This is a genomic window from Kitasatospora sp. NPDC004289 (assembly GCF_053602875.1).
This window is the reverse complement of the sequence record NZ_JBSGEL010000156.1, coordinates 1-3918: the sequence shown is the minus strand read 5'-3', so window position 1 is coordinate 3918 and position 3918 is coordinate 1. Positions and strand designations below refer to the sequence as shown.

Sequence of the window (3918 nt, the reverse complement as noted above, 5' to 3'; positions counted from 1 at the left end):
CGGCGGCTCCGGCACGGCGGCCAAGCCGCTGATCGAGGCCGGGCTCTCACCGCTGCACGTGGTCTGGCTCCGGGTCACCGGCGCCGCCGTCGTGCCACCGGCGACCAGGACGAGGAGACCGCTGCGGCCGGCCCCGCCGCCGCCCCGAAGACCTTCAGCGTCGCGCACGCCAAGTCCTGGACCGCCCAGCCGGCCGACACCCCGGCCGCCGGCGCCGACGACACCCTGCTCGGCAGCTGGATCACCGGCGACGCGGTCGTCCGTGCCGACTCCACCGGCGTGCACGCCTACGCGCTCGCCGACGGCAAGCCCACCTGGACGGTCACCCCGCCCGCCGACGGCGCCGTCCCCTGCGGCCTCTCACCCACCGTCAACTCCGACGGCCTGGGCGCCGCGCTGTTCCGCACCTCGGCCGACCCCAAGAGCCCCTGCACCCTGCTCGCCGCCGTCGACACCAAGACCGGCAAGAACGCCTGGACCAAGCCCGTCTCGGACGCCAAGGACAACTACACCGCCCACGCCGCGGTACTGGCCGACCGGATCGTGGTGGTCGGCGACGACCGCGCCGCCGCCTGGGCCGCCGCCGACGGCAAGGACCTCTGGGCGTACGCCGGGCAGGGCCAGTTCTGCACCCTGAGCGGCACCGCCGCCGGCAACCGGGTGCTGCTCCACAGCACCTGTGCCGACAGCAACCCCAACGACCAGGCCGTCGCGCTCAACGCCGCCGACGGCAAGGTGCACTGGTGGCGCGGCCTCAACAACCAGCCGAAGACCGTCACCGTGCTCTCCGCCGAACCGGCCGTGGTGCTCACCACCGGAGGCGCCCCCGCCGACGACCGGATCTTCGCCTGGGGCGACAGCGGCGACCCGGCCACCGAGATCCCGGTCAGCACCGACGGCGGCCGCCTCGAAGCCACCCGGGGCGCACTCTCCGCCACCCCCTCGGTCTTCTTCCACGAGCAGACCCTGGCCACCACCCTCACCCCCGCGAACGGCGGACAGCCGGTGGCGGTCGCGTACGACCTCACCACCGGCAAGCAGAAGTGGAGGACCCCGGTCAGCGAGAAGGGCAAGACCGCCCCGATCGGCCTGGCCGACGGAGCCCTGCTGCTCGCCACCGACGAACGCCTCGACCAGCCCGCCCACCTCAGCCGCTACCCCCTCACCGACGGCCGCGCCGCCGCGGGCGGCGGCTTCGCCCAGGGCACCGGCTCGCTGCTCACCTCGGGCCGACTGCTGACAGGCGGCGGCAAGGTCGTGGCGGTGCCTGAGCACTCCACCAACTTCGGCCTCGCCACCGCCTTCCAGGCCAAGGGCTGAACCCCCGCCTGTCACGGCCCGGAACCGACGGCCCGTCAGTTCCGAGCATCACTGGTGGGCCGACCTGTCCCCCGACCGGGTCGGCCCACCAGGGCTCTTCGTCCTACTCCGGCCGCCCTCAGGCGACCGCCATCGCGGCCGCCGGCAGCCACGGGGCCAGCTCGGCCATGTCCGAGCTGCGCAGCCCGAGCGCCAGCATCAGCGTGGCCTCCGGCGTCGGCTCGAACGGCTGCCGCAGCAGCCGCATCCCCGCCTGCTCCGGCGTCCGGTCCGCCTTGCGCTGGTTGTCCTCGGCGCAGGCCGCGACCGTGTTCATCCAGGAGTCCGCCCCGCCGCGCGACTTCGGCTGCAGGTGGTCCACCGTGGTGGCCCGCCGCCCGCAGTACGCGCAGAGGAACTGGTCCCTCGTCAGCACACCGCGCCGCGACCACGGGGCCCGTTGTCGGAACGGCACCCGGACGTACCGTTGGAGCCTGATCACCCGCGGCACCGGTACGGACACCCCCGAACCGCGCACCATGCCGAGCGGATGCGCGTGCTCGACCACCGCCTTGTCCTGCAGCACCAGAACCACGGCGCGCTTGAGCGACACCGTCGTCAGCGGTTCGTAGCTCGCGTTCAGCACCAGCGTGTTGCGCACCTCGGGCCACCTTCCTGCGGACCGTGCCCGACGGCACGCCCGTCCAGAACCTGTCCGCCGGTCGGCGGTACTCCACTCTGAACGGCGGCCCCTGCTGCGAACAACGGAATTTTCCGTACTGCACCGGCCGGTCAGCCGGACGGGACGGAAACCCGCTGGCCCGGACCGCGTAGGCTCTTGCACGCTGGAACCGTCCCCCCGCCGGGCCCGACCGAACGGACCCGACCACGCGGCGGGACGCCCGACCGAAGGAGAAGCGTGACCGTGACGGACATCGTCGACGAGCTGCGGTGGCGAGGGCTGATCGCCCTGTCCACCGACGAGGACGCACTGCGCAAGGCGTTCGCGGACGGCCCGGTCACGTTCTATTGCGGCTTCGACCCGACGGCCCCCAGCCTGCACCTCGGCAACCTGGTGCAGATCCTGACCATGCGCCGCATCCAGCAGGCCGGCAACCTCCCGCTCGGCCTGGTCGGCGGCGCCACCGGCCTGATCGGCGACCCCAAGCCCACCGCCGAGCGCGTCCTCAACGACCCCGAGACGGTGGCCGCCTGGGTCGAGCGCCTGCGTGGCCAGATCTCGCGCTTCCTCGACTTCGAGGGCGAGTACGCGGCCCGCATGGTCAACAACCTGGACTGGACCTCGGGCATCTCGGCCATCGGCCTGCTGCGCGACATCGGCAAGTACTTCCGGGTCAACAACATGATCGCCAAGGAGGCCGTCGCCCGACGGCTCAACTCCGAGGCCGGCATCTCCTACACCGAGTTCAGCTACCAGGTCCTCCAGGGCATGGACTACCTGGAGCTCAACCGCCGCTACAACTGCACCCTGCAGACCGGCGGCAGCGACCAGTGGGGCAACCTCACCGCCGGCACCGACCTGATCCGCAAGGCCGAGGGCAAGTCCGCCCACGCCCTCGCGACCCCGCTGATCGTGAAGGCCGACGGCACGAAGTTCGGCAAGACCGAGTCCGGCACGATCTGGCTGGACCCGGAGCTGACCACCCCCTACGCCTTCTACCAGTTCTGGCTGAACGCGGACGACCGGGACGTGGCCAACTTCCTGCGCATCTTCTCCTTCCGCTCGAAGGAGGAGGTCGAGGAGCTGGAGCGCGAGACCACCGAGCGCCCGCAGGCCCGCCTCGCCCAGCGCGCCCTGGCCGAGGAGCTCACCACCCTGGTCCACGGCGCCGAGCAGTACGAGCGCGCGGTCGCCGCGTCCAAGGCCCTCTTCGGCCAGGGCGCCCTCGCCGACCTGGACCCCGCCACCCTGGCGGCGTCCCTCGCCGAGGTCCCCAAGGGCAAGGTCACCGAGCTGCTCCCGATCGTCGACCTCCTGGTCGAGGCCGGCCTGGCCCCCAGCCGCTCCGGCGCCCGACGCACCATCAAGGAGGGCGGCGCCTACCTCAACAACGAGAAGGTGACCGACGAGGAGGCCGTCCCGGTCGCCTCCGACCTCCTGCACGGCCGCTGGCTCGTCCTGCGGCGCGGCAAGCGCAACATCGCGGCCATCGAGGTCGCTGCGGAGTAGCGGATCAGGTGGCTGAAACCGCACGGCGGCTGAGCTGCTGAGACTCCACCGAGGGGCCGGATCGAGCCAGATCCGGCCCCTCGTGTTTGACGCGGGCGAAACGTTGCCCTAACGTAGTCCGAGTTGCCCCGAGGGCCGAGCGGAAACTCCCGAAATCGAATTCGAGAGCGGAAAAACGGCCCGAGAAACTCTGGTAGAGTTCGGGAGCGCCGAAAGGCGAAGAGCGAAATCGGAAAGCGAAACTCCGGGAAATCGGAGCGGAAAACGTCTGATAAGCTCGAAACACGAACGAAGCGCCCGGAGGGCCCGCTGGAAGGCGGACCGAAGGAAGCGACCGTTCCTTGAGAACTCAACAGCGTGCCAAAAGTCAACGCCAGATATGTTGACATCCCCGGCCTCACCGTTCGGTGGGGTTGGAGATTCCTTTA

3 protein-coding genes are annotated in these 3918 nt (G+C 71.1%); 2 read left to right on the top strand and 1 reads right to left on the bottom strand.

Annotated features, from left to right (window positions below; translation table 11 throughout):
- A partial coding sequence (locus ACWEPF_RS39565; protein WP_452176478.1) for an outer membrane protein assembly factor BamB family protein occupies positions 1–1320 on the top strand: 1320 nt, incomplete at its 5' end.
- Between the two features lie 118 nt (positions 1321–1438).
- Here ACWEPF_RS39565 and ACWEPF_RS39560 read toward each other — a convergent pair.
- Positions 1439–1960, bottom strand: coding sequence for an HNH endonuclease (locus ACWEPF_RS39560; RefSeq protein WP_380149092.1), 522 nt, complete (start codon positions 1958–1960; stop codon positions 1439–1441).
- Positions 1961–2224: 264 nt separating this feature from the next.
- Between ACWEPF_RS39560 and tyrS the strand changes: the two genes are divergently transcribed.
- Positions 2225–3490: a tyrosine--tRNA ligase gene (gene tyrS / locus ACWEPF_RS39555; RefSeq protein WP_449796553.1), complete on the top strand. Its 1266-nt coding sequence runs from the start codon at positions 2225–2227 to the stop codon at positions 3488–3490.
- The last annotated feature ends 428 nt before the right edge of the window (positions 3491–3918 follow it).